Source organism: Chromobacterium amazonense (assembly GCF_001855565.1).
GTDB lineage: Bacteria > Pseudomonadota > Gammaproteobacteria > Burkholderiales > Chromobacteriaceae > Chromobacterium > Chromobacterium amazonense.
On the sequence record NZ_MKCR01000026.1, the window covers coordinates 130,574 to 153,383 of the forward strand.

18 protein-coding genes, 2 tRNA genes and 3 rRNA genes are annotated in these 22,810 nt (G+C 60.5%); 22 read left to right on the forward strand and 1 reads right to left on the reverse strand.

Annotated elements, in window-relative coordinates; all coding sequences use genetic code 11:
• Positions 1–16 precede the first annotated feature (16 nt).
• Positions 17–514 carry a Fe-S cluster assembly transcriptional regulator IscR gene (gene iscR / locus BI343_RS10860; RefSeq protein ID WP_043628265.1) on the reverse strand — a complete coding sequence of 166 codons (498 nt, stop codon included), beginning with the start codon at positions 512–514 and terminating at the stop codon, positions 17–19.
• A 287-nt stretch (positions 515–801) separates the two neighbouring features.
• On the opposite strand from iscR, the gene BI343_RS10865 reads away from it, so the two are divergent.
• From BI343_RS10865 to BI343_RS10970, 22 genes are all read left to right on the forward strand, one after another.
• Positions 802–1,923 (forward strand): beta-ketoacyl-ACP synthase III, encoded by a 1,122-nt coding sequence (locus BI343_RS10865; protein ID WP_071109702.1) that lies wholly within the window; start codon positions 802–804, stop codon positions 1,921–1,923.
• A 173-nt stretch (positions 1,924–2,096) separates the two neighbouring features.
• Positions 2,097–3,692: an ABC transporter substrate-binding protein gene (locus BI343_RS10870; protein ID WP_071109703.1), complete on the forward strand. Its 1,596-nt coding sequence runs from the start codon at positions 2,097–2,099 to the stop codon at positions 3,690–3,692.
• A 433-nt stretch (positions 3,693–4,125) separates the two neighbouring features.
• On the forward strand, positions 4,126–5,154 hold the full coding sequence (locus BI343_RS10875; protein WP_071109704.1) for an ABC transporter permease subunit: 1,029 nt from the start codon (positions 4,126–4,128) through the stop codon (positions 5,152–5,154).
• Between the two features lie 13 nt (positions 5,155–5,167).
• A complete protein-coding gene (locus tag BI343_RS10880; protein ID WP_071109705.1) occupies positions 5,168–6,088 on the forward strand; it encodes an ABC transporter permease subunit in 921 nt (306 codons plus the stop codon).
• A gap of 10 nt (positions 6,089–6,098) precedes the next feature.
• On the forward strand, positions 6,099–7,079 hold the full coding sequence (locus tag BI343_RS10885) for an oligopeptide/dipeptide ABC transporter ATP-binding protein (protein ID WP_071109706.1): 981 nt from the start codon (positions 6,099–6,101) through the stop codon (positions 7,077–7,079).
• Positions 7,072–8,043 carry a peptide ABC transporter ATP-binding protein gene (locus BI343_RS10890; RefSeq protein ID WP_071109707.1) on the forward strand — a complete coding sequence of 324 codons (972 nt, stop codon included), beginning with the start codon at positions 7,072–7,074 and terminating at the stop codon, positions 8,041–8,043. Before BI343_RS10885 ends, BI343_RS10890 begins: the two co-directional genes overlap by 8 nt.
• A 104-nt stretch (positions 8,044–8,147) precedes the next feature.
• Entirely contained in the window at positions 8,148–8,555 is a 408-nt protein-coding gene (locus BI343_RS10895) for a VOC family protein (RefSeq protein ID WP_071109708.1), read from the forward strand.
• Positions 8,556–8,646: 91 nt separating this feature from the next.
• Entirely contained in the window at positions 8,647–9,177 is a 531-nt protein-coding gene (gene coaD / locus BI343_RS10900; protein ID WP_043628250.1) for a pantetheine-phosphate adenylyltransferase, read from the forward strand.
• A gap of 78 nt (positions 9,178–9,255) precedes the next feature.
• Entirely contained in the window at positions 9,256–10,200 is a 945-nt protein-coding gene (locus tag BI343_RS10905) for a class I SAM-dependent methyltransferase (protein WP_071109709.1), read from the forward strand.
• 233 nt (positions 10,201–10,433) lie between these two features.
• Positions 10,434–11,636: a sodium/glutamate symporter gene (gltS, locus tag BI343_RS10910; protein ID WP_043628246.1), complete on the forward strand. Its 1,203-nt coding sequence runs from the start codon at positions 10,434–10,436 to the stop codon at positions 11,634–11,636.
• A 132-nt stretch (positions 11,637–11,768) separates the two neighbouring features.
• A complete protein-coding gene (gene trxA, locus BI343_RS10915) occupies positions 11,769–12,131 on the forward strand; it encodes a thioredoxin (protein ID WP_043628244.1) in 363 nt (120 codons plus the stop codon).
• A 118-nt stretch (positions 12,132–12,249) separates the two neighbouring features.
• Positions 12,250–12,810, forward strand: coding sequence for a glutathione peroxidase (locus BI343_RS10920; protein ID WP_071109710.1), 561 nt, complete (start codon positions 12,250–12,252; stop codon positions 12,808–12,810).
• Between the two features lie 362 nt (positions 12,811–13,172).
• Positions 13,173–14,710, forward strand: a 16S ribosomal RNA gene (locus BI343_RS10925).
• A 181-nt stretch (positions 14,711–14,891) separates the two neighbouring features.
• Positions 14,892–14,968 (forward strand) — tRNA-Ile (locus BI343_RS10930).
• An 86-nt stretch (positions 14,969–15,054) separates the two neighbouring features.
• A tRNA-Ala gene (locus BI343_RS10935) sits at positions 15,055–15,130 on the forward strand.
• Between the two features lie 250 nt (positions 15,131–15,380).
• Positions 15,381–18,368 (forward strand): 23S ribosomal RNA (locus BI343_RS10940).
• Between the two features lie 123 nt (positions 18,369–18,491).
• Positions 18,492–18,606: ribosomal RNA gene (rrf, locus tag BI343_RS10945) — 5S ribosomal RNA — on the forward strand.
• The 16S, 23S and 5S rRNA genes sit together here with 2 tRNA genes alongside, the layout of an rRNA operon.
• A 221-nt stretch (positions 18,607–18,827) precedes the next feature.
• Complete coding sequence (gene rfaE2 / locus BI343_RS10950; protein WP_071109711.1) at positions 18,828–19,328, forward strand: D-glycero-beta-D-manno-heptose 1-phosphate adenylyltransferase; 501 nt, start codon at positions 18,828–18,830, stop codon at positions 19,326–19,328.
• Positions 19,325–20,290, forward strand: coding sequence for a biotin--[acetyl-CoA-carboxylase] ligase (locus BI343_RS10955; RefSeq protein ID WP_071109712.1), 966 nt, complete (start codon positions 19,325–19,327; stop codon positions 20,288–20,290). The genes rfaE2 and BI343_RS10955 overlap by 4 nt, the downstream gene beginning before the upstream one ends.
• Positions 20,287–21,000: a type III pantothenate kinase gene (locus BI343_RS10960; RefSeq protein WP_071109713.1), complete on the forward strand. Its 714-nt coding sequence runs from the start codon at positions 20,287–20,289 to the stop codon at positions 20,998–21,000. Before BI343_RS10955 ends, BI343_RS10960 begins: the two co-directional genes overlap by 4 nt.
• Positions 21,000–21,800 carry an SPOR domain-containing protein gene (locus tag BI343_RS20590; protein ID WP_071109714.1) on the forward strand — a complete coding sequence of 267 codons (801 nt, stop codon included), beginning with the start codon at positions 21,000–21,002 and terminating at the stop codon, positions 21,798–21,800. The genes BI343_RS10960 and BI343_RS20590 overlap by 1 nt, the downstream gene beginning before the upstream one ends.
• Positions 21,801–21,912: 112 nt before the next feature.
• Complete coding sequence (locus tag BI343_RS10970; protein ID WP_043628957.1) at positions 21,913–22,719, forward strand: YoaK family protein; 807 nt, start codon at positions 21,913–21,915, stop codon at positions 22,717–22,719.
• Positions 22,720–22,810: the final 91 nt, after the last annotated feature.

Below are 22,810 nucleotides of genomic sequence, written 5' to 3' on the forward strand. Positions count from 1 at the left end.
CAAGATTTTCAGGCGCTTACAGGGCGCTGCCGGCGGCGGCAGGGTGCTTGCTGCCGAAGCTGTCGCGTTTGTCCTGCACCACGCTGGTTTCCTTGGCGTGCTCTTCCTGAGTGTGTTGTTGCTCCACCAGGCTGGCAAGGCTCACCTTGGACAAGTAATCGAAAATGGTGACGTTGAGGTTGGTCCACAAGTCATGGGTCATGCAGCGCTGGCTGCCGCGACAGTTTTCGCGGCCGCCGCATTGGGTGGCGTCCACCGGCTCGTCGACGGCGACGATGATGTCGGCCACCGAGATGTCCTGGATGTCTTTGGCCAGGGTGTAGCCGCCGCCAGGGCCGCGCACGCTGTCAACCAGCTCGGCGCGGCGCAGTTTGCCGAACAGTTGTTCCAGGTAGGACAACGAGATGTTTTGGCGTTCGCTGATGCCGGCCAGGGTGACCGGGCCGCGCTCCTCGCGCATGGCCAGATCCAGCATGGCGGTGACGGCGAAGCGTCCTTTGGTGGTGAGGCGCATGATGTTCTGTTCCGGTGGGTGGTTGTCGCCATTATACCCAATGTCCGACTATTTTAGTCAAGTATTGTTCGGACGAAGCCGCCACCGGACGGTCAAAGTTGAGCATTTTACTTGGTTTAAGCCGGGCGGGGCTATGGATTTTTAGTGTTTGTGCATGCGCTTGTGTAAAATCGCTGCAATATCGGGACGGTTGTGCCGCTGTCGGCATGCGTGGGGAATCGCCACGCGGCGGCAGGCGATGCCGCCGCCATGTCCACCCTGCGGGGAAGCGCGAGGATACAAGCACAATGCATAAGGTCGTCATCAGCGGCACGGGGCTGTTCACCCCGCCCCATGCCGTCAGCAATGAGGAGTTGGTCGAAGCGTTCAATACCTTCGTCCGCAACCATAACGCGGCTCATCAGGCCGAAATCGAAGCCGGCGCGCTTGAGCCGCTGGCCGAGTCCAGCGCCGAATTCATCGAGAAGGCATCCGGCATCAAGCAACGCTTTTTGATGGACAAGAGCGGCGTGCTCGATCCGGCCAGGATGACGCCGTATCTGCCGGAGCGGCCCAACGAAGAGCTGTCGCTGCAGGCCGAGATGGCCGTGGCGGCTGCCCGCCAGGCCATGGAAGCGGCTGGCCGCGGCGCCGCCGACATCGACATGGTGATCGTCGCCTGCTCCAATATGCAGCGGCCCTATCCGGCGATGTCGGTCGAGGTGCAGCAGGCGCTGGGCATCGCCGGCTACGCCTTCGATATGAATGTGGCCTGCTCGTCTGCAACTTTCGGCATCCAGACCGCGGTCAATGCCGTGGCTACCGGCCAGGCGCGGGCGGTGCTGATGGTGAATCCTGAGATCTGTTCCGCCCACCTGAACTTCCGCGATCGCGACAGCCATTTCATCTTCGGCGATGCCTGCACCGCCGTGGTGCTGGAGCGGGCCGACTCGGCCGTTTCCGCGCAGCGCTACGAAGTGCTCGGCTGCAAGCTGGCCACGGTGTTTTCCAATAATATCCGCAATAATTTCGGTTTCCTGAACCGTTGCGACGAAAGTGGCATAGGCCAGCCTGACAAGCTGTTTGTGCAACAGGGGCGCAAGGTATTCAAAGAAGTATGCCCGATGGTTGGCGAGCATATCGTCGCCCATCTGGAGTCCTTGGGCATTGAGCCGTCGGCGGTGCGCCGCTTCTGGCTGCATCAGGCCAACCTGGCGATGAACCAGTTGATCGCGCGGCGCGTGCTGGGTCGAGAGGCCGATGCGGTGGAGGCGCCGGTGATTCTGGACCGTTACGCCAACACCAGTTCCGCCGGCTCTGTCATTGCCTTCCACTTGCATTCCAACGACTTGCAGGCCGGAGATGTCGGCGTCATCAGTTCTTTCGGGGCGGGCTATTCCGTCGGCTCCGTGGTGTTGCGCAAACTGTGAGCGTTTGTTGGATGAAGGGCCTGCCACGGCCCGCCATGCCATAAAAAAGCCAGAGGGCGCTTGTCAAAAGCGCCCTCTGTGCATAATGTATCCCCACCAGCCGAATCCAAGATTCCGGTTCAATAGCAAAAAAGACCCGACTGATGGTCTGTACAAAGGGAAGGGAAACATTTATGCAAGCTTTCAAAAAGCTTTTGGTGCTTGGCGCGTTCGCGGGAACTTCATTGGCGGCGCATGCCGCCGGAACCCTGGTGTTCTGTTCCGAGGGCAGCCCGGCCGGTTTCGATCCGGGCCAATACACCTCCGGCACCGATTTCGACGCCTCGGCCGAAACCGTGTTCAACCGTCTGGTGCAATTCCAGCGCGGCGGCACCAAGGTGATTCCGGGCCTGGCAGAAAAGTGGGAAGTGTCGGCCGATGGCCTGACCTACACTTTCAATCTGCGCAAGGGCGTGAAGTTCCAGACCACCGACTACTTCAAGCCGACGCGCGAATTCAACGCCGATGACGTGGTGTTCACCTTCGACCGGATGCTCAACAAGAACAATCCGTTCCGCAAGGCTTACCCGACCGAGTTCCCGTACTTCACCGACATGGGCATGGACGAGAACATCGTCAAGGTCGAGAAGGTGGATCCGTACACGGTCAAGTTCACGCTGAAGAAGATCGACGCCGCTTTTGTGCAGAACCTGGCGATGAGCTTCGCCTCTATCCAGTCCGCGGAATACGCCGACAAGCTGCTGAAGGACGGCAAGCCGCAGCTGATCAACCAGCAGCCGGTGGGCACCGGTCCGTTCATCTTCAAGCGCTACCAGAAGGATGCGCAGATCCGCTTTGCCGCCAACAAGGATTACTGGGACAAGGCTAATGGCCCGAAGGTGGACAACCTGGTGTTCGCGATCACCACCGACGCTTCCGTGCGCTACCAGAAGCTGAAGGCCGGCGAGTGCCAGATCACCACCTATCCGCGTCCGACCGACATCGCCGCGATGAAGGCCGATCCGAAGATGAAAGTGATCTCCCAGGCCGGCTTCAACCTGGGTTACCTGGCCTACAACGTCAAGCACAAGCCGCTGGACAAGCTGGAAGTGCGGGAGGCGCTGGACATGGCCATCAACAAGAAGGCCATCCTGCAGGCGGTGTACCAGGGCGCCGGCCAAGCCGCGACCAACCCGATGCCGCCGACCCAGTGGTCGTACAACAAGAACCTGAAGGACGCGCCGTACGACACGGCCAAGGCCAAGGCCCTGCTGGCCAAGGCGGGCTACCCCAACGGCTTCGACATCACCCTGTGGGCGATGCCGGTGCAGCGTCCGTACAATCCCAACGCCAAGCTGATGGCGGAAATGATCCAGTCCGACTGGGCCAAGATCGGCGTCAAGGCCAAGATCACCTCCTACGAGTGGGGCGAGTACCTGAAGCGCGCCAAGGCCGGCGAGCATGACTCCATGCTGATCGGCTGGACCGGCGACAACGGCGATCCGGACAACTGGTTGGGCGTGCTGTTCGGCTGCGACGCGATGAACGGCAACAACTTCTCCAAGTTCTGCTACAAGCCGTTCGAAGACCTGATCCAGAAGGGCAAGAGCACCGCCAACGTCGCCGAGCGCACCAAGCTGTACATGAAGGCGCAGGAGATCGTGAAGCAGCAAGTGCCGCTGACCACCATCGCCCACTCCACCGTCAATCAGCCGATGCTGAAGTCGGTGCAAGGGTTCAAGGTCAGCCCGTTTGGCCTGAACTCCTTCTACGGCGTCAGCGTCAAGTAAGCTTAGCCTGAATCAGGCATGACCATGGCGGCGGGGCCCAGGCTCCGCCGCTTGCAACAAGTGCCGGCCTCATCAGCGATCCGTTTAGAGAAAGCGGTGGTCCGGCATGGCAGTATCTGCACGGGAATCAAGGTAGAAGCTAGAAGCAAGGCCAGGGCAAGGCAGCCGGCATGACGCCGGTTTGACCTGCGTCAATCCCTCGCGGGAGGCGGACTGATATCGTCTGTTTCGCCGGAGTGGTGGATGCAGCTAATGCTGGTGGGTGGTTTAGTTGCCGTCCGCCGCCCGGCACCCTGTCCTCTTTGCGTCGCGCCTCGCGCGGCGGCCCAGTTCTCTCCCAGCATTTCTCCGTGTCGATTTCCTGCACGCCATGTCTCTAGCAGTCAGACGGCGCGCGCGATGTTGGCATCGCCCGCGCCTGGGAGAGTTATCCATGTTTTCATTCATCTTGCGCAGGCTGGGCCTTCTGGTGCCCACCTTTTTCGGCATTACGCTGCTGACATTCGGCCTGATCCGCATGATTCCCGGCGACCCGGTGGAAGTGATGGTGGGCGAGCGCACGCTCGACCCCAAGATGCACGCCGAGGCGCTGCACCGCCTGGGGCTGGACAAGCCCTTGTACGCCCAGTATTTCGACTACATCGTCAACCTGCTGCATGGCAATCTGGGCGAGTCGTTGGTGACCAAGAGCAGCGTCTGGACCGAGTTCAAGACGCTGTTTCCCGCCACCCTGGAGCTGGCGCTGTCGGCGCTGCTGTTCGCCATCGTCTGGGGGCTGCTGGCCGGCGTGCTGGCGGCGATCAAGCGCGGCTCGCTGTTTGATCACGGCGTGATGGGCATCTCGCTGACCGGCTTTTCCATGCCCATCTTCTGGTGGGGCCTGATCCTGATCATGTTCTTCTCGGTCAAGCTGGGCTGGACGCCGGTATCGGGCCGCATGGACCTGATGTTCGACATCCATCCGCGCACCGGCTTCATGCTGATCGACAGCTGGCTGGCCGAGTCGGCCGACCCCGAGGGCAATGCCGGGGCGTTCAAGAGCGCGTTGAGCCACCTGATCCTGCCGTCCATCGTGCTGGGCACCATTCCGCTGGCGGTGATCGCCCGGATGACCCGCTCATCCATGCTGGAAGTGCTGCGCGAAGACTACGTGCGCACCGCGCGCGCCAAGGGCCTGTCTCCGGCCCGCGTCATCTTCATCCACACCCTGCGCAACGCGCTGATTCCGGTGCTGACCGTGATCGGCCTGCAGGTGGGCACGTTGATGGGCGGCGCGGTGTTGACCGAGACCATCTTCTCCTGGCCCGGCATCGGCAAATGGCTGATCGACGCCATCGGCCGCCGCGACTACCCGGTGGTGCAGAACGGCATCCTGATGGTGGCCACGCTGGTGATCGTCACCAACTTCATCGTCGACATCCTGTACGGCATCGCCAATCCGCGCATCCGTCACGCCAAGTAAGCAGGGACGCACTATGAGCCAAACCAAGCAAACCGCGGCCGCTCAGCCGGCCGACCTGGCGCTGTCCTATCCGTCTCCGCTGAAGGAGTTCTGGCAGGGCTTTTCCCACAACAAGGGCGCGGTCGCCGGCCTCGTCTTCGTGGTCTTCATCGTCACCTGTGCGCTGCTGGCGCCGGCGTTGGCGCCGTACAGCCCGATCGAGCAGTATCGCGACCACCTGCTGACGCCGCCGTCCTGGCAGGCTGGCGGCAGCATGCAATTCCTGTTCGGCACCGACGAGCTGGGCCGCGACATCCTGTCGCGCCTGATCTACGGCGCGCGGCTGTCGCTGTTCATCGGCCTGATGTCGGTGCTGATGGCGCTGGTCCCCGGCGTGATCCTGGGCTTGCTCGCCGCCTTTTTCCCCAAGGTGCTGGGCGCGTCTATCATGCGCCTGATGGACATCATGATGGCGCTGCCGTCGCTGCTGCTGGCCGTCGCCATCATGGCCATTCTCGGGCCTGGCCTGACTAATGCCATGATCGCCATCGCCACCGTGTCTTTGCCTGCCTATGTGCGCCTGACGCGCGCCTCGGCCATGACCGAGCTGAACCGCGACTACGTGGTGGCCTCGCGCGTGGCGGGCACCGGCCTGTTCCGCTTGATGTTCGTGACCGTGCTGCCGAACTGCATGGCGCCGCTGATCGTGCACGCCACCATGAGCTTCTCCTCCGCGATTCTGGAAATCGCCGCGCTGGGCTTCCTGGGCCTGGGCGTGCAGCCGCCGACCGCCGAGTGGGGCACCATGCTGGCCTCGGCCCGCGACTACATCGAGAGCGCGTGGTGGGTGGTGACCTTGCCCGGCCTGACCATCCTGCTGTCGGTATTGGCGATCAACCTGATGGGCGACGGCCTGCGCGACGCGCTGGACCCGAAGCTGAAGCGCGCCGCCTGAGGATAAGAATATGAGTCTGTTGCAAATCAAGAATCTGTCCGTGGAGTTCGGATCGGAAAAAAATCCGTTCCGCGCGGTGGAAGGGCTGGAGCTGTCGGTCAATCAGGGCGAGATCGTCGGGATTGTCGGCGAGTCCGGTTCCGGCAAGTCGGTGACCATGATGGCGATGATGGGCCTGTTGGAAGGGCAGGGCCGCATCGTCGCCGACGAGTTGTCCTTCGACGGCAAGGACCTGCTGACTATCTCGGCGCGCGGCCGCCGCAAGATCGTCGGCAAGGATATCTCGATGATCTTCCAGGATCCGATGACCGCGCTGAACCCCAGCTACACCGTCGGCTACCAGATCATGGAAGTGCTGAAAGTGCATCAGGGCCTGCGCGGCGCGGCGCTGAAGGCGCGCGCGCTGGAGCTGATGCAGCTGGTGGAGATTCCCGCCGCGGCCACTCGTCTGGACGCGTATCCGCACCAGCTGTCCGGCGGCATGAGCCAGCGCGTGGCCATCGCCATGGCCATTGCCTGTAATCCCAAGCTGTTGATCGCCGACGAGCCGACCACCGCGCTGGACGTCACCATCCAGGCCCAGATCATGGAACTGCTGGTGTCCTTGCAGAAGAGCCAGAACATGGCCCTGATCCTGATCACCCACGATCTGGCCGTGGTGGCCGAGGTGGCGCAGCGGCTGGTGGTGATGTACGCCGGCCAGGCGGCGGAGATGGGCACGGTGCCGGAAATCTTCCGCCATCCGACCCATCCCTACACCGAGGCCTTGCTGATGTCCATTCCGGAGCACAGCAAGGGCGCGCGCCGCCTGTCCACGCTGCCGGGCATCGTGCCGGGCCAGTACGACCGTCCGAGCGGTTGCCTGTTGTCGCCGCGCTGCCCGTACGCGCAGGACAACTGCCGCAGCCAACGGCCCGGATTGACCGCCCATGCGCATGGCGCGGTGCGTTGCCACTACCCGTTGCCGGCCAAGGAGAAGCAGCATGGCTAAGGTTTTGCAAGCAAGGGATTTGACCCGTTATTACGATGTGGCGCAGGGCATGTTCAAGCCCAAGGCGCAGGTGAAGGCGCTGGCCGGCGTTTCGTTTGAACTGGACGCCGGCCGCACGCTGGCGGTGGTGGGCGAGTCCGGCTGCGGCAAGAGCACGCTGGCGCGGCAGCTGACGCTGATCGAGCAGCCGACGTCCGGTTCGCTGCTGCTGGACGGCCAGGATGCCGCCCAGGCCGGCAGCGCCGAACTGAAAGCCATGCGCCGCAAGGTGCAGATGGTGTTCCAGAACCCGTATGGTTCGCTGAATCCGCGCCAGAAGATAGGCGATCAGCTGTCCGAGCCGCTGTTGATCAATACCGACTTGTCGGCGAAAGAGCGGGAAGAAAAGGTGCGGGCGATGATGACGCGCGTCGGCCTGCGTCCGGAGCACTACTTCCGCTATCCGCACATGTTTTCCGGCGGCCAGCGCCAGCGCATCGCCATCGCCCGCGCCATGATGTTGAACCCCAAGATCGTGGTGGCGGACGAGCCGACTTCGGCGCTGGACGTGTCGATCCAGGCGCAGGTGCTGAACCTGTTCATGGATCTGCAGGAGGAGTTCAACACCGCCTACGTGTTCATCTCGCACAACCTGGCGGTGGTGGAGCACGTGGCCAATGACTTGATGGTGATGTACCTGGGCCGGGCGGTGGAGGTGGGCGACAAGTCCCGCGTCTACGGGCGCCCGCTGCATCCATACACCCAGGCGCTGTTGTCGGCCACGCCGTCCATCCATCCGGAGGATCGCCGCATCAAGATCAAGATCGAGGGCGAATTGCCGAGTCCGCTCAATCCGCCGTCCGGCTGCGCCTTCCACAAGCGCTGCCCGCACGCCAATGAGCGCTGCAAGGTGGAAGTGCCGCAGCTGCGCGAGCTGGATCAGCGCATGGTGGCCTGTCATCGCGCGGAAGAGATCAACGGCTGAGTTCCATCGCGCCTGTCAGCCCGCAACGGTTTCCGTTGCGGGCTTTTCATTTTTCGCAGGCATGTGCGGCTACACTGAAAGCTCACCCATTGCGGACGCGGATCATGCATCTTCACCCCTATCTCCACTTCAACGGCCATGCCGAGCAGGCGCTGAATTTCTACAGCAAGGCGCTGGACGGCCAAATCGCCATGCTGATGCGTTATGCCGACGCGCCCAAGGATGTGCCGTCGATGGGCGGCATCGATCCGAACTGGGTGATGCACGCCAGACTGACCTTCGGCGCCAATGCGCTGATGATTTCGGACACCGGCCGGCCGGTGGCGTCTGGCCAGCAGATCACGCGGTCCATCAACCTGGAGGGCGACACCGCGGCCGCGGAAAGGGTTTTTGCCGCGCTGAGCGCAGGCGGCCAGGTGACGATGCCGCTGAGCAAAACGTTCTGGAACGCGCTTTTTGGCTGCTTTAGTGATAAATTCGGCGTCAGCTGGATGGTCAATTGCCAATTATGATCTTTTCTTGACGGCCCTCCTGGCGCGGCAGTTTTTTGCCGCGTCGCACAAAAATTCCTTTACCACCCCGCCTTCGCAAGATACATTCGCCATGGAACATGCACTCAAAGCCCGAGGAAAACGTCAATTGAAACGAGCCGTCTATGCCGGCAGCTTTGACCCGGTGACCAATGGCCACTTGTGGATGATACGAGAGGCGGTGGAGTTGTTTGACGAGCTGATCGTCGCCGTAGGCGTCAATCCCGACAAGCATTGCACTTTCAGCGCCGAGCAGCGGGTTGCGCTGCTGCGCGAGGTGACTGCCGGATTCAGCAAGCTGAGAGTCGAAGTCTTCGAAAATCAGTTTCTGGTGAATTACGCGCAAAGCGTCGGCGCCAACTACATCGTCCGGGGCATCCGCACCGCCAGCGACTACGAATACGAGCGCACCATGCGCTATATCAACTCCGACTTGCATCCTGACATCACCACCCTTTTCCTGCTGCCGCCGCGCGAGTACGCCGAGGTGTCGTCGACCATGGTCAAGGGGCTGATCGGGCCGCGCGGCTGGGAGGGCGTGATTCGCCAGTACCTGCCGGAGCCGGTGTACCGCAAGATGCTGGAGATGTATTCCCCGCAATAGGCCTTATAATGCAGGCCTGAACCGAATGTCGCGCCAGCCCTCGGCTGGCGCTTTGCTTTGCCGCTTCGAGGATTTTTCATGCAGGATGTCAGCGCCTTCGCCAACCGTCTGGCCAAGAACTACAAGCATTACGCCAAATGGGCGCGCCGCCAGGGGCTGGATGCCTGGCGGGTCTACGACAAGGACGTGCCGCAGTTTCCGTTCGCCGTGGACATCTACGGCGGCAAGGTGCATCTGCAGGAATACGACACCGGCTGGGAAATGGGCGACGACGAGTATCGCGCCTGGATCGATGGGGTGGCCGCGGCCATCGAGCAGGTGACCGGCATCCCGGCCGCCGCGGTGACGCTGAAGAACCGCCGCCGGCAGAAGGGGGTCAGCCAGTACGAGAAAGTGGGGCGCGAGGGCGATGATTTCGTGGTCGAAGAGTTTGGCCAGCGCTTCATCGTCAATCTGGACCGCTATCTGGACACGGGTTTGTTTCTGGACCATCGCAATACCCGCAAGCGGGTGCGGGAAGAGGCGGCCGGCAAACGTTTCCTGAACCTGTTCGCCTACACCGGCAGTTTCACCGTCTATGCCGGCGCCGGCGGCGCGGTCAGCTCGGAAACCGTGGACATGTCCAATACCTACCAAGATTGGTCGCGCCGCAATTTCGAGCTGAACGGCCTGGACCTGGACAAGCACCAGCTGGTGCGCGCCGATGTTTTCCAGTATCTGGAGCAGGCGGTGGACGAGGGCAAGCAGTTCGATCTGATCGTGATGGACCCGCCCACTTTCTCCAACTCCAAGAAGATGCGCGACATCCTGGACGTGCAGCGCGATCACGTCTGGCTGATCGACTACGCGATGGCGCTGCTGGCGCCGGGCGGCTGGCTGTATTTCTCCAATAATCTGCGCACTTTCCAGTTGGATGAGCGGCTGAGCGACGATTACCAGATCCGCGACATCAGCGCCCAATCGGTGCCGGAAGACTTCCGCAATCGCAAGATTCACCAGTGCTGGCGCATCAGCCGCGTTTGATGGGCGCATCGCGCTGATTGTAAAACGTTTTTACGCGAACTTTCTCCTGCGCCCTCCACTCGAATAGCACAGCGCGTTTCCGCATGGAGCCGCCGACTAGCCAGCCGGCGGCCTGTGTGTCGCCTTGCCGCGCGCGGCAAGATGCGGAATGCGCCATGCCTTCCTCTCAATCATCGGTCTGTCTGTGTCGCGGCGCGTGCGCGCTTTCGCTCAAAACGACAACAGGAGAAACGATGATCCAGCTTGATTTCTACGGCACCCTGGTGGCCGCCTCTCTCGTCCTGCTGCTAGGGCGCAAACTGGTCGCCCATACCGGCGTGCTGCGCACGTATAACATTCCCGAGCCCGTCGCCGGCGGCCTGGTCGTCGCCGCCTGCCTGCTGGCCTTGCGCCAGTTTTCCGGCATAGAGGTCCGTTTCGACACCTCGCTGCAAACGCCGCTGATGCTGGCCTTTTTCGCCGCCATCGGCCTGAACGCCAACCTGGCCAGCCTGAAGCAGGGCGGCAAGACGGTAGGCATCTTCCTCGGCGTGGTGGTCGGTCTGTTGCTGGTGCAAAACACCCTGGGCGTGGCTGTGGCCAGCGCGCTGGGCCTGGACCCGCTGATGGGATTGCTGGCCGGCTCCATCACCTTGTCCGGCGGCCATGGCACGGGCGCGGCATGGAGCGGCACCTTCAGCGACACCTATGGCCTGGCCTCCGCCGCCGAGCTGGCGATGGCCTGCGCCACTTTCGGCCTGGTGCTGGGCGGCCTGATCGGCGGGCCGGTGGCGCGCTTCCTGGTCAAACGGGTCAAGACGCCGGGCGCGGAACACAATAGCGACCAGCCGCCGCAGGGCTTCGAGCAGCCGGACGCTCAACGCCTGATCACGCCGCACTCCTTTATCGAGACGCTGGCGCTGATCGCCGTCTGCCTGCTGGGCGGCACCTTCATCGGCTCGCTATTGAAGGGAACGGCGTTCGAACTGCCCACTTTCGTCTGCGTGCTGTTCGTCGGCGTGCTGATCAGCAACGGTCTGGCGGCGCTCGGTTGGTACAAGATCTTCGAGCGCGAGGTGTCGGTGCTGGGCAACGTCAGCCTGTCGCTGTTCCTGGCGCTGGCGCTGATGTCGCTGCGGCTGTGGGACCTGGCGGCGCTGGCGCTGCCTATCTTCGCGCTGCTGTTGCTGCAGACGGTGGCGATGGCGCTGTACGCGGTGTTCGTCACCTTCCGCGTGATGGGGCGCAACTACGACGCTGCTGTATTGGCGGCCGGCCATTGCGGCTTCGGCCTGGGCGCCACGCCCACCGCCATCGCCAATATGCAGGCGGTGACCGAGCGCTTCGGTCCGTCACATCTGGCCTTTCTGGTGGTGCCGATGGTGGGGGCTTTCTTCATCGACATCGTCAACGCCATCGTGATCAAGCTGTATCTGGCGTTGCCGTTCATCGGCTGACAGCGGCCGCGGCTATCGGGGGAATAGAAAAATTCAACCAGGGCGATGGCTTGCAATGGCCTTGCCGCGCTCATATGTTGATCTCAGACGGCCCGCGGCTGGCGGGCCACCCGATAGCGAAAGAGAGCAGCCATGTCTTATATCAACCTCACCGCCGACAATTTCAACGCCAATATGAAGGAAGAGGGGTTGGTCATCCTCGACTTCTGGGCGCCATGGTGCGGCCCGTGCAAGATGTTCGGCCCGGTATTCGAGGCGGCGTCGGAGAAGCACGCCGACATCGTGTTCGGCAAGATCAATACCGAAGACGAGCGCGACTTGGCCAGCCATTTCAATATCCGCTCCATACCTACGCTGATCGCCATCAAGGATGGCATCATGGTGTTCAACCAGGCCGGCGCGATGATGGGCGCCCAGTTCGAGCAATTGATACAGGGCCTGCGCGATCTCGACATGGATAAGGTGCGAGCCGATATCGCCAGCCAGCAAGAATGACAGGGCGCAGTCAAGCGGCTGGTGTAATGTGAGACGATAGGGCAGGCGAGGGCGCATTGCCCTATTCTTACTAAGTGGTACGGAGCCGAAGCGAAAGCGCGTTCGGACGGGAGGCATCATGAAGCGTTGGGGTGTGCTATTGCTGTTGTGGGGACAGGCGGTGCTGGCCAGTTGTCCGTCTCTGCTCAATTACACGGTGCCCGGTCTGATGGGCGGCGAGATCAATCTTTGCCAGTATGCCGATAGGCCGGTGCTGGTCGTCAATACGGCCAGCCACTGCGGCTTCACGCCACAGTTCACCCAGCTGGAATCGCTCTATAAGCAGTATGGGCCGCGTGGACTGATGGTCATAGGCTTCCCGAGCAACGATTTCTATCAGGAATTGGATAAGCCGAGCGAGATCGGCGCGTTCTGCCAAGCCAACTATGGCGTGACCTTCCCGATGGCGGGAAAAGGGCATGTCCGGGGCGGCGACGCCCAGCCTTTCTTCAAAGCGCTGACCGCCGCTACCGACGACGCGCCAATGTGGAACTTCCACAAGTATCTGATCCTGCCGGGCGCCAGCAAGGTCATCAGCATCAATACCCGCACCAAGCCCGACGCGCCAGAGGTGGTGGACGCTTTTCTGCCTTATTTGAAGCCCGCTGCGGCCCAATCCTCCGCTCAAACACAGCCTTGAAGCCTGCCTTGCACAGCGCCGCCGCCAGGCGGCGTTGCCTTGTCTTGTAATCCCGTCATTTCAGTTTTCTTTCAAATCAGCGGCTTGCAGGATTGTGATGAAGAAATCTCACTTTTTCCCGCAAAAGGTGTTGACGAGGTTCGGGGGCGGGCGTATAGTTCGCCTCGCTCAGCTGACGCAGCGAACGAAACAAGCCGAACGAAACAGGTTCAGGCGGCGGTCGCAGCGACCAGCACAGCTCTTTAACAGAACGAATAACCGATAGGTGTAAGTGCTTGGCGAAAGCCAAAAACTTGCACTGCAAGAGATAGGAAATACCAGTTATTTCTTTGAACTTGCGTGCCAGAAGTTGCTATGAGATTGAACTGAAGAGTTTGATCCTGGCTCAGATTGAACGCTGGCGGCATGCTTTACACATGCAAGTCGAACGGCAGCACGGGAGCTTGCTCCTGGTGGCGAGTGGCGAACGGGTGAGTAATGCATCGGAATGTACCGTGTAATGGGGGATAGCTCGGCGAAAGCCGGATTAATACCGCATACGCCCTGAGGGGGAAAGCGGGGGACCGAAAGGCCTCGCGTTATACGAGCAGCCGATGTCTGATTAGCTAGTTGGTGAGGTAAGAGCTCACCAAGGCGACGATCAGTAGCGGGTCTGAGAGGATGATCCGCCACACTGGGACTGAGACACGGCCCAGACTCCTACGGGAGGCAGCAGTGGGGAATTTTGGACAATGGGCGCAAGCCTGATCCAGCCATGCCGCGTGTCTGAAGAAGGCCTTCGGGTTGTAAAGGACTTTTGTTCGGGAGGAAATCCCGCTGGTTAATACCTGGCGGGGATGACAGTACCGGAAGAATAAGCACCGGCTAACTACGTGCCAGCAGCCGCGGTAATACGTAGGGTGCAAGCGTTAATCGGAATTACTGGGCGTAAAGCGTGCGCAGGCGGTTGTGCAAGTCTGATGTGAAAGCCCCGGGCTCAACCTGGGAACGGCATTGGAGACTGCACGACTAGAGTGCGTCAGAGGGGGGTAGAATTCCGCGTGTAGCAGTGAAATGCGTAGAGATGCGGAGGAATACCGATGGCGAAGGCAGCCCCCTGGGATGACACTGACGCTCATGCACGAAAGCGTGGGGAGCAAACAGGATTAGATACCCTGGTAGTCCACGCCCTAAACGATGTCAACTAGCTGTTGGGGGTTTGAATCCTTGGTAGCGTAGCTAACGCGTGAAGTTGACCGCCTGGGGAGTACGGCCGCAAGGTTAAAACTCAAAGGAATTGACGGGGACCCGCACAAGCGGTGGATGATGTGGATTAATTCGATGCAACGCGAAAAACCTTACCTGCTCTTGACATGTACGGAACTTGGTAGAGATATCTTGGTGCCCGAAAGGGAGCCGTAACACAGGTGCTGCATGGCTGTCGTCAGCTCGTGTCGTGAGATGTTGGGTTAAGTCCCGCAACGAGCGCAACCCTTGTCATTAGTTGCCATCATTAAGTTGGGCACTCTAATGAGACTGCCGGTGACAAACCGGAGGAAGGTGGGGATGACGTCAAGTCCTCATGGCCCTTATGAGCAGGGCTTCACACGTCATACAATGGTCGGTACAGAGGGTCGCGAAGCCGCGAGGTGGAGCCAATCTCATAAAACCGATCGTAGTCCGGATCGCACTCTGCAACTCGAGTGCGTGAAGTCGGAATCGCTAGTAATCGCAGATCAGCATGCTGCGGTGAATACGTTCCCGGGTCTTGTACACACCGCCCGTCACACCATGGGAGTGAGTTTCACCAGAAGTGGGTAGGCTAACCGCAAGGAGGCCGCTTACCACGGTGGGATTCATGACTGGGGTGAAGTCGTAACAAGGTAGCCGTAGGGGAACCTGCGGCTGGATCACCTCCTTTCTAGAGAAGGCGATCGTCAAGTACTTACAGCCTATCGGTTATTCAAGTTAAGGGCATTTTCGATGAAAATCTGCGCAGCTCTGCGTTGAAAGCCTCCTCGTGTACTGGATGTACACGTCGTCAGCTTTCGCCTGGATCTGCTTGATTTTGATCGAAAAGGATGTGGTATGAAGCGACTACTGGGTTTGTAGCTCAGCTGGTTAGAGCACTGTGTTGATAACGCAGGGGTCGTAGGTTCGAGTCCTACCAGACCCACCAGTATTTTTTGGGTCAGGCAAGGCGCGAGGGAGCGACATGTGCTTATGCACATGAGCGACTGAGCAACGCAGCATCACCCAAAAAGAGGGGGATTAGCTCAGTTGGGAGAGCACCTGCTTTGCAAGCAGGGGGTCGTCGGTTCGATCCCGTCATCCTCCACCACACCGCAAACAAAATCGAATTGAGAAGTTTGATTCTGTTTGCGTTGTAAAACGCCCGATCTTTAACAAACTGAAGAAGCCGAATATATAAGACGGCGAAATGAAAGCGTAGAGTTAACTCTTTACGCGGACAAATCGTCATCTTGGGTATTTGATTGTATCTAAGGCTGCGTCGCCAACTCAAAAGGGGCGGTGCAGTCGTCGCACAAACACACTTGTTGTTTTAGTGATCTAGGTTACTGAAATGATAGGGTCAAGCGACTAAGTGCATCTGGTGGATGCCTTGGCGATCACAGGCGATGAAGGACGTGTAAGCCTGCGAAAAGCGCGGGGGAGCTGGCAATAGAGCTTTGATCCCGCGATATCCGAATGGGGAAACCCGGCCCTTAGGGGTCATCCCAGACTGAATACATAGGTCTGAGGAGGCGAACTCAGCGAACTGAAACATCTAAGTAGCTGAAGGAAAAGAAATCAACCGAGATTCCGTAAGTAGTGGCGAGCGAACGCGGAACAGCCTGTATGTGATAGAGATTGCGTTAGTGGAAGGTTATGGAAAGGACCGCCATAGTGGGTGATAGCCCCGTACACGAAAACGCATTCTTGGTACTAAGCATACGAGAAGTAGGGCGGGACACGCGAAATCCTGTCTGAAGATGGGGGGACCATCCTCCAAGGCTAAATACTCGTGATCGACCGATAGTGAACCAGTACCGTGAGGGAAAGGCGAAAAGAACCCCGGGAGGGGAGTGAAATAGAACCTGAAACCGGATGCATACAAACAGTGGGAGCGGACGTGTTCCGTGACTGCGTACCTTTTGTATAATGGGTCAGCGACTTACGTTCAGTAGCGAGCTTAACCGAATAGGGGAGGCGTAGGGAAACCGAGTCCGAATAGGGCGCTTTAGTTGCTGGGCGTAGACCCGAAACCGAGTGATCTATCCATGGCCAGGATGAAGGTGCGGTAACACGCACTGGAGGTCCGAACCCACTAGTGTTGCAAAACTAGGGGATGAGCTGTGGATAGGGGTGAAAGGCTAAACAAACTCGGAGATAGCTGGTTCTCCCCGAAAACTATTTAGGTAGTGCCTCATGTATCACTTCCGGGGGTAAAGCACTGTTATGGCTAGGGGGTCATTGCGATTTACCAAACCATGGCAAACTCTGAATACCGGAAAGTGCGAGCATGGGAGACAGACGGTGGGTGCTAACGTCCATCGTCAAGAGGGAAACAACCCAGACCGCCAGCTAAGGTCCCAAATGATCAGTTAAGTGGTAAACGAAGTGGGAAGGCCTAGACAGCCAGGATGTTGGCTTAGAAGCAGCCATCATTTAAAGAAAGCGTAATAGCTCACTGGTCGAGTCGTCCTGCGCGGAAGATGTAACGGGGCTCAAACTGATAACCGAAGCTGCGGATGCGTCGGCTTCACCTTAGCTTGTTGCAAGCTTGTCATCGCGAAGCGATGACAAAGCCCACCCCAATGGTCGCCAGGCCATGAGGGAAACAAGCAGGCTAAGGGAAGCCGATGCGTGGTAGGGGAGCGTTCTGTAGGTCTGTGAAGGTGTCTCGTAAGGGATGCTGGAGATATCAGAAGTGCGAATGCTGACATGAGTAGCGATAAAGCGGGTGAAAAGCCCGCTCGCCGAAAGCCCAAGGTTTCCTACGCAACGTTCATCGGCGTAGGGTGAGTCGGCCCCTAAGGCGAGGCTGAAAAGCGTAGTCGATGGGAAACGGGTTAAAATTCCCGTACTTTTGTGTAGTGCGATGTGGGGACGGAGAAGGTTAGGTCATCAGACTGTTGGAATAGTCTGTTTAAGCCGGTAGGCTGGGGTGGTAGGCAAATCCGCCGCCCCTTAAGGCCGAGACGTGATGACGAGGGTCTACGGACCTGAAGTGACTGATACCACGCTTCCAGGAAAAGCCACTAAGCTTCAGCTACACAAGAACCGTACCGCAAACCGACACAGGTGGGCAGGATGAGAATTCTAAGGCGCTTGAGAGAACTCAGGAGAAGGAACTCGGCAAATTGATACCGTAACTTCGGGAGAAGGTATGCCTCTTAGAGTGTAGGACTTCGCGTTCGAAGCTTTGAGAGGTCGCAGAGAATCGGTGGCTGCGACTGTTTAACAAAAACACAGCACTGTGCCAACACGAAAGTGGACGTATACGGTGTGACGCCTGCCCGGTGCCGGAAGGTTAAGTGATGGGGTGCAAGCTCTTGATCGAAGCCCCGGTAAACGGCGGCCGTAACTATAACGGTCCTAAGGTAGCGAAATTCCTTGTCGGGTAAGTTCCGACCCGCACGAATGGCGTAACGATGGCCACACTGTCTCCTCCTGAGACTCAGCGAAGTTGAAGTGTTTGTGAAGATGCAATCTCCCCGCTGCTAGACGGAAAGACCCCGTGAACCTTTACTGTAGCTTTGCATTGGACTTTGAAGTGGTTTGTGTAGGATAGGTGGGAGGCTAAGAAGCCAGGACGCTAGTTCTGGTGGAGCCGACCTTGAAATACCACCCTGACCCCTTTGAGGTTCTAACCTTGGTCCGTGATCCGGATTGGGGACAGTGCATGGTAGGCAGTTTGACTGGGGCGGTCTCCTCCCAAAGTGTAACGGAGGAGTTCGAAGGTTACCTAGGTACGGTCGGAAATCGTGCTGATAGTGCAATGGCAAAAGGTAGCTTAACTGCGAGACCGACAAGTCGAGCAGGTGCGAAAGCAGGACATAGTGATCCGGTGGTTCTGAATGGAAGGGCCATCGCTCAACGGATAAAAGGTACTCCGGGGATAACAGGCTGATACCGCCCAAGAGTTCACATCGACGGCGGTGTTTGGCACCTCGATGTCGGCTCATCACATCCTGGGGCTGTAGCCGGTCCCAAGGGTATGGCTGTTCGCCATTTAAAGTGGTACGTGAGCTGGGTTCAAAACGTCGTGAGACAGTTTGGTCCCTATCTGCAGTGGGCGTTGGAAGTTTGACGGGGGCTGCTCCTAGTACGAGAGGACCGGAGTGGACGCACCTCTGGTGTACCGGTTGTGACGCCAGTCGCATCGCCGGGTAGCTAAGTGCGGAAGAGATAACCGCTGAAAGCATCTAAGCGGGAAACTTGCCTGAAGATGAGACTTCCCTGGAGGCTTGACCTCCCTGAAGAGTCGTTCGAGACCAGGACGTTGATAGGTCGGGTGTGGAAGCGCTGTGAGGCGTGAAGCTAACCGATACTAATTGCTCGTGAGGCTTGATCCTATCATTTGAGTGGCTTAGCGAGGCTAAGTGACGAGAGTGGATGTGCGAAGAACATCAAATACCGAATATTCAGAATCAGAGAGCGACTCTGGTTCAGGCTTCTTGCAGTTTGTACAGTTTATGTCTGGTGGCCTTAGCGAGGTGGTCCCACGCCTTCCCATCCCGAACAGGATCGTGAAACGCCTTAGCGCCGATGATAGTGTGGCATTCGCCATGTGAAAGTAGGACACCGCCAGACGCCCGATACGACAAAGCCCAGCTCAACCGAGCTGGGCTTTGCGCTTTGCGTGCGCCGAATGCGCGACACCCGCCCCGACAGACTCTGCCGGGGCTTTGGCGTTTCTGGGTGTTGGGCGGGAGCGGCTACGGTGGTATGCTTCGCAACTTACCCGTTTGGCGGCCAGGCGATTGATGGGGCGGTAATCCGCCGCGCCGGCCGGCTTTTACGCAAGGACATGCATGACTTACCCGTTGCCGTCGTTTGAAGACAAGATTTGCCCGCCGGAGCAGTTGGCCGACAAGCTGGCGGCCCTGCCGCGCCCCTTGGTATTCACCAATGGCTGCTTCGACATTCTGCACCGCGGCCACGTGACTTATCTGGCGCAAGCGCGCGCGCTGGGCGCTAGCTTGGTGCTAGGCTTGAATACCGATGCTTCGGTGAAGCGCCTGGGCAAAGGCGACGACAGGCCGATCAACAACGAATATGATCGCGCGGCGGTGCTGGCGGCGCTGGAGAGCGTCAGCCTGGTGACTTGGTTCGATGCCGATACGCCGGCCGAGTTGATCGAGCAGGTCCAACCGGACGTGCTGGTCAAAGGCGGCGACTGGAGCGTGGACAAGATAGTCGGCAGCGCGCAGACGTTGGCGCGCGGCGGGCAGGTGCATTCCATCCCTTTTCTGTTCGATACTTCCACCACCAAGACGCTGAACAAGATTCGCGCCGCCGAGGACAAGGCGTGAGCGAGCATGCCTTCGCGGTGCTGCGCCACTTGTCGGACGGCCGTTTTCACTCCGGCGAAGACATCGCCCAGGCGCTGGGCTGTTCCCGCACGCTGGTCTGGCAGGCGGTGCACGCCATCGAGAGCGAACTGGGGCTGACGGTGTTCAGCGTGCGCGGCCAGGGTTACAAGCTGGCCCAGCCGTTCTCCTGGCTGGACGTGGCGGCGGTGCGCGCCGGTTTGGACGAGGCGGCGGCGGAGACGTTCACACTGGCGGTGGCGGAGCGGACCGACTCCACCAATAGCCAGTTGATGGCGCGCGCCGGCAATGGCGGCTTGCATGGTTTGGTGCTGGCGTGCGAATTGCAGACGGCTGGCCGGGGCCGCTTGGGGCGCCGCTGGCAGGCGCGTCTGGGAGCGGGATTGACGTTCTCGCTGCTGTGGCGGTTCAATCGCGGCATGGCCGAGCTGGCAGGCTTGTCTCTGGCTGTGGGGGTGGCCTTGGCGCGCGCTTTGCGCAGCCTGGGCGCGCCGGTGCAGTTGAAATGGCCGAACGATGTGCTGCTGGATGGCCGCAAGCTGGCCGGGATTTTGATTGAGTTGTCCGGCGACGCGCTGGGGCCGGCCGCAGTCGTGGTGGGCATCGGCATCAATGTGGCCGATCCGGGCGAGGTGGATCAGCCGATTGCCACGCTGGAGCAAGCCGGCATCGCGCCTGAGCGCAATCGCGTGTTGGCGGCCTTGCTCAACGAGCTGGAGCGGGTGCTGACGGATTTTGGCCGCCATGGTTTCGCGCCGCTGCGCGAGGAGTGGTGGCGGCTGTCCGCCCATCAGGGCGCGGCGGTGAGGCTGGGCTTCTCGCATGGCGAGCCGGTGGACGGCATCGCCTGCGGCGTGGCGGACAACGGCGCCTTGCAGCTGGAGACGGCGCAAGGCTTGCGGACTTTCCATATCGGCGAAGTCAGTTTAAGGGAACGCCGATGAAATTACTGATAGACGCCGGCAATAGCCGGGTCAAATGGGCGGTATACCAGGGCGCGGATTGCGTCGCCCAGGGCGCGGCCGAGCATCATGAGCTGGCTGGTCTGGCGGACGCCTGGCGCGATTTGCCGCTGGAAGGCGCCTGGATGTCGTCGGTGGCGCGCGGCGAAGTGGCCGACGGCCTGGCGGCGGCCGTGCCATGCGCGCTGCATCGCGTTCATTCGGAACGTCGTTTTGGCGAGGTCTGTAACCATTATCGCAACACCGCGGAGCAAGGCGCCGACCGCTGGCTGGCGGTATTGGCCGCCCGCGAGATCTGCCGCGGCGACGTCATCGTCGCCTGCGCCGGCACCGCGCTGACGGTGGAGACGCTGACGGCCGAGGGCGACTACCTGGGCGGGCTGATCCTGCCAGGCCATGGCTTGATGCTGCATAGCCTGGCGCAAGGCACCGCCAATCTGAACCGGCAGGCCGGCGAAGTGGTGGCATTCCCGCAGGGCACGCCGGACGCGCTGGCCAGCGGCGCGATGGCGGCTTTGGTGGGCGCGATAGAAGGGCAGCGGCGCAAGCTGGCCGAGCGTACCGGCCGCGAGCCGGCAACGGTGATTCTGACCGGCGGCGACGCGGCGCGCATCGCGCCGTGGCTCGCGGCGCCGTTGCAGATCGTGGATAATCTGGTATTGATGGGTCTACTCAAGGTGGCGAACTCGTGATGAAGTGGTTTGTGGCGCTGGTGGTGGTGCTCAACTTGGTGGTGGCAATGTACGGCACGCTGAAACAGCGTCCGCCGTTGGACTTGCACGCCCAGGAAGTGAGCCCTGGCCAAGTGAAGCTGTTGCCGCCAAGCTGGAAGCCCGATGCCTCCGCCGCGCAGGCAAGCGCCCCCGTGGCCGCCGTGATCAAGGCCGCCTCCGCGCCGGAGGCCAAGCTGATGGCCAGCGCGGCCAAGGCGCAAGCCAAGCCTGCCGCGAAGGCCGAGGCGTCCAAACCAGCCGACAAGCCGCCAGCCAAGCCCGCGGAAAAGGTGGCGGAGCCGGCCAAAGGCAAAGCTGTGGCCTGCTACAGCTGGGGCGGCCTGAGCGACAGCCTGCTGGCCCGGGTGAAGGGCGGCGTGCCGCAACTGAAACTGAAGCCCGGCCAGATGCAGGAGGACAGCAAGGAAGAAAGCAAGGGATCCGGCCGCTTCTGGGTGTATTACCCGCCGTTGGCCACCCAGGCCGAAACCAAGACGCTGTCGGCGGAGCTGAAGGACAAGGGCTTTACCAACTACATCGTCACCAGCGACGAGTTCAAAGGCAATCTGTCGCTCGGCCTGTTCAGCAAGGAGGACGCGGCCAAAACCCTGGCGGCGCGGCTGAAGGCGGCCGGTTACGACAAGGCGATGGTCAAGTCCAAGGAGCAGACCAGCAAGCAGACCACGCTGACCTTCAAGGAGCTGGACGCGGCGCAGGCGGAACAACTGAAGGCGCTGCAGAAGAAGCTGACCCCAGGCATCGCGCTGAAGGGTTGCTGAGCCAGGCAGACTTTGTGCGCAAAGTTTGATCCGGCGGCTTGCCAACGCTTTATGCTGCGGCGCAATATCGACAACGGCGACAACAAGTCGCCGTTTTCTTTGTCTCACACCTATGGCCCGACACTTCCACATCACGCGGCTGCTCGACCGCGGCCGGTTCAACGACAGGGTATTGCGCCAGCTGGGCTGGGCAATGGCCTTCATCGCCGGCGCCATCAACGCAGGCGGTTTCCTGGCGGTGCATCGCTACACCTCGCACATCTCGGGCATTGTTTCCGGCATGGCCGACGCCTGGGCCACCGGCGAGATCCGTCTGGCCCTTTCGCTGCTGGTGATGCTGTGCTGCTTCGTCGGCGGCGCGATGCACAGCACCTGGCTGATCCTGTGGGCGCGGCGGCAGCGGCTGCGCGGCGGCTACGGCGTGTCGATGATGGAGGAGGCGCTGCTGCTCTTGGTGTTCGGCCTGCTGGGCGCCGGGCTGTCGCTGCACAAGGGTTTGTTCACGCCGCCGACGGTGATGCTGCTGTGCTTCATCATGGGCATGCACAACACCATCGTCACCAAGCTGTCCGGCGGGCTGTTGCGCAGCACGCACATGACCGGCATCGCCACCGACCTCGGCATCGAGCTGGCCAAGATGAGTTATTACAACCGCCAGGCCAATCCGCGGGTGGCGGCGGTGCGCTCCAACCGCAAGAAATTCCGCGTCTACGCGCTGATCCTGCTTTCGTTCTTCGTGGGCGGGGTGGTGGGCGCGCTGGGCTTCAAGCATCTGGGCTTCGGCTTTACCTTGCCGCTGGCGTTGTTCCTGTTCCTGCTGGGGCTGCGGCCGGCCTGGTACGACGTCAAGCTGCGCTGGCGCTGGTGGCGCAGCCGCCAATTCGCGCGCCGCATGAGCGCGGTGGAGCAGGGCGGCTGACGGAAAACGCCGCTGAAGCCGCAACGCCGCCATAATGGCGGCATATTTTCATCATCGCGCCGCGTCTTCACTTGAACGTATCGTCCCGGCA